This is a genomic window from Mycobacterium sp. TH-M11, from assembly GCF_057473725.1.
The window spans coordinates 1-3567 of the sequence record NZ_JBYCLD010000307.1 but is presented as its reverse complement, the minus strand read 5'-3'; the positions used below and the strand labels follow the sequence as shown (position 1 = coordinate 3567).

4 protein-coding genes are annotated in these 3567 nt (G+C 68.1%); all 4 read left to right on the top strand.

Annotated features, from left to right (window positions below; translation table 11 throughout):
• Positions 1-834, top strand: an 834-nt coding sequence (locus AC2VOG_RS12650; protein ID WP_486940244.1) for an inositol-3-phosphate synthase, incomplete at its 5' end; no start/stop codon positions are given.
• Between the two features lie 20 nt (positions 835-854).
• Positions 855-1739, top strand: a complete 885-nt coding sequence (locus AC2VOG_RS12645) for an alpha/beta fold hydrolase (RefSeq protein WP_486940243.1) — start codon at positions 855-857, stop codon at positions 1737-1739.
• A gap of 121 nt (positions 1740-1860) precedes the next feature.
• Positions 1861-2658 carry an LLM class F420-dependent oxidoreductase gene (locus tag AC2VOG_RS12640; RefSeq protein ID WP_486940242.1) on the top strand — a complete coding sequence of 266 codons (798 nt, stop codon included), beginning with the start codon at positions 1861-1863 and terminating at the stop codon, positions 2656-2658.
• Positions 2640-3567, top strand: a 928-nt coding sequence (locus tag AC2VOG_RS12635; protein ID WP_486940241.1) for an ABC transporter substrate-binding protein, incomplete at its 3' end; no start/stop codon positions are given. The genes AC2VOG_RS12640 and AC2VOG_RS12635, both read left to right, overlap by 19 nt.

Sequence of the window (3567 nt, the reverse complement as noted above, 5' to 3'; positions counted from 1 at the left end):
GACGTGCCGCCGACCAACATCATCGTGCAGCGCGGCCCGACCCTGGACGGCATCGGCAAGTACTACGCCGAGACCATCGAGGTTTCCGACGCCGAGGCTGTGGACGTGGTCGCCGCGCTGCGCGAGGCCAAGGTTGACGTGCTGGTCTCCTACCTGCCGGTGGGTTCGGAAGAGGCCGACAAGTTCTACGCCCAGTGCGCCATCGACGCCAATGTGGCCTTCGTCAACGCGCTGCCGGTGTTCATCGCCTCCGACCCGGTGTGGGCCAAGAAGTTCGCCGACGCCGGCGTGCCGATCGTCGGCGACGACATCAAGAGCCAGGTCGGCGCCACCATCACCCACCGCGTGATGGCCAAGCTCTTCGAGGACCGCGGGGTCACCCTCGACCGCACCTACCAGCTCAACGTCGGCGGCAACATGGACTTCAAGAACATGCTCGAGCGTGAGCGCCTGGAGTCCAAGAAGGTCTCCAAGACCCAGGCCGTCACCTCCAACCTGACCGGCTCGCTGGCCGGCAAGGTCGAGGACAAGAACGTCCACATCGGACCAAGCGACCACGTCGCCTGGCTCGATGACCGCAAGTGGGCCTACGTGCGGCTGGAGGGCCGCGCCTTCGGTGACGCACCGCTGAACCTGGAGTACAAGCTCGAGGTGTGGGACTCGCCGAACTCGGCCGGCATCATCATCGACGCCGTGCGGGCCGCCAAGATCGCCAAGGACCGCGGCATCGGCGGACCGATCCTGCCGGCGTCGGCGTACCTGATGAAGAGCCCGCCCAAGCAGCTGGCCGATGACGTCGCGCGCGCCCAGCTCGAGGAATTCATCGTCGGCTAGACGCCGACTCTGCGCCGAACATGACTGACGACGAGCTGGCCGGCCTCTCGGAGTTCGCCCTATTGGCGGGCAACGCCGAGCAGGCCGGTCTGGCCGGCCCGTTGCCCGATGTGGAGCGGATCGATACCGGTGAAGTCAGTGCGCTGCGCTGGGGTTCGGCACCGCCGCGGGTGGTGTTCCTGCATGGCGGTGCGCAGAACGCTCACACCTGGGACACCGTCATCCTCGGGCTCGGCGAGCCCGCGCTGGCGGTGGACCTGCCCGGCCATGGCCGTTCGGCGTGGCGCGAGGACGGCGACTACTCACCGCAGCGCAATGCCGCCACTCTGACGCCCGTGCTGCAGGAGCTGGCGCCGGATGCCGAGTTGGTGGTCGGCATGTCCCTGGGCGGGCTGACCGCGATCCACCTGGCGGCCACCGCCGGCGAGCTGGTGCGCCGGTTGGCGATTGTGGATGTGACGCCGTCGGCGTTGCAGCGCCATGCCGAGATGAGTGCCGCCGACCGCGGGACCGTGGCATTGGCCCAAGGCGACCGGACCTTCCCTGATTTCGAGTCGCTGCTGGCCGTCACCACGGCCGCGGCGCCGCACCGGGATCTGGCGTCACTGCGACGCGGGGTGTTCCACAACACCCGTCGGTTGCCGGACGGCAGTTGGACGTGGCGCTACGACACCATCCGCTCCGTCGGCGACTTCACCGAACTGTGGGCCGACGTCTCGGCGATCACCGCGCCGACCACCTTGATCCGCGGCGGCGATTCGTTCTTCGTGACCGCCGACGACGTCGCCGAGTACACGCAACGCTCGCCGGGGCTGACCACCCACGTGGTGGACGGCGCCGGTCACTCCGTGCAAAGTGATCGGCCTCGCGTGCTGGTCGAGCTACTTCGCATGACCCTCGCCTGATACCGGCATGAACCCGTCGGTTCACTCGCCTGATACCTGGCGGTTCAGCGAGGCTCGACGGAGGAGAGGCGAAGCTGGAAGCGCCGCATCAATCCGACAATTCCGGGGATAAGGTGGCGGGATGGCGCGACCCACCCGCATCGCGGTGCAATTGCAGCCCCAACACGCGGCGCACTACGGTGCCATCCGCGCCGCGGTCCGGCGCTGCGAAGACCTGGGTGTGGACATCGCCTTCAACTGGGACCATTTCTTCCCGCTCTACGGCGACCGCGACGGACCGCACTTCGAGTGCTGGACCATGCTGGCCGCCTGGGCCGAGCAGACCTCGCGCATCCAGATCGGTGCGCTGGTGTCTTGCAACTCCTATCGCAACCCGGAGCTGCTGGCCGACATGGCCCGCACCGTCGACCACATCGGCGACGGCCGGCTGATCCTGGGCATCGGCGCGGGCTGGAAACACCGGGATTACCGTGAATACGGTTATGAGTTCGGCACCGCGGGCAGCCGCCTCGACGACTTGGCCCTTGCATTGCCGCGGGTCAAAACCCGCCTGGCCCAGCTGAATCCGCCGCCGACTCGCGCGATCCCCCTGTTGATCGGGGGTGGCGGGGAGCGCAAGACGCTACGCCTGGTCGCCGAGCACGCTGACATGTGGCACAGCTTCGCCGACGCCGACAGCTACCCGCACAAGGCAGCTGTGCTGGCGCAGCACTGCGCCGCGGTCGGACGCGACCCCGCCACGATCGAGCACTCTGCGGCGCTGGGCGGTGACCAGACGCACGGCACCGTGGCCGAATTGCTGGCCGAAGCCGACGCCTTGACCCGCCTCGGGGTGAGCCTGCTGACCATCGGCAGCAGCGGCCCCGACTACGACCTGTCCGCCGTCGAGGCGTTGTGCCGATGGCGCGATCAGCAATAAGGCTCGCGGCGTTCATCGCCACGTGCATGATCGTGGGCGGTATGGCGGCGATGCCGTCGGCCGGGGCCGCCCCGGACCTGTGCACCCCGCCCGGGGAGCAGGCCGCCGTCGCGTTGCCGGTCAAACTGGCCAACGCCAAGTGGCCACGCGAGGACAAATACACCACGGCCGGCGTCGAACCGCTGAGTTCGATTGACGTGACCAAACTGGGGCTGGGCACCCCCGGGGTGCTCACGGTCGGCACGCAGTCCGAAAGCCCCCCGACGAACTGCATCAATGCCCGGGGCCGCTACAGCGGGTTCGACAATGAACTGCTGCGGGCCATCGCCAAGAAGTTGGGTCTGCGGGTGCACTTCGTCGGCACCGACTTCTTCGGCCTGCTGGCCCAGGTGGAATCGGGACGTTTCGACGTCGGGTCGGCGTCGATCAACGCCACCGACGAGCGCCGCCGCACCGTCGGTTTCACCAACGGCTACGACTTCGGTTACATGGCGTTGGTGGTCCCGGCCGGATCCGGGATCACCGGATTCGATGCCCTGACCAGCGGCCAGCGCATCGCGGTAGTTCAGGGCACTGTCGAAGACGCCTACGCCGTCGACGCACTGGAAGTCGAACCGGTGCGGTTCCCCGACTCGGTCACGCTGTACGCCAGCTTGAAAAGCCGCCAGGTCGACGCCTGGGTGGCGCCGTCGCTGACCGCGCTGAACCTGTTGAAGCCGGGCGATCCGGCGCAGATCGTCGGCTACACCTTCAGCCCGGCCGGCTTCGAGGCGTACGCGGTGGCCAAGGGAAACCAGGCGCTGATCTCGGCACTGAACTCCGGCCTGGACGCTGTCATCGAAGACGGCACCTGGCCGCAGCTGTTCACCGACTGGGTGCCGCGGCCGTTGCCGCCGGACTGGCAGCCGG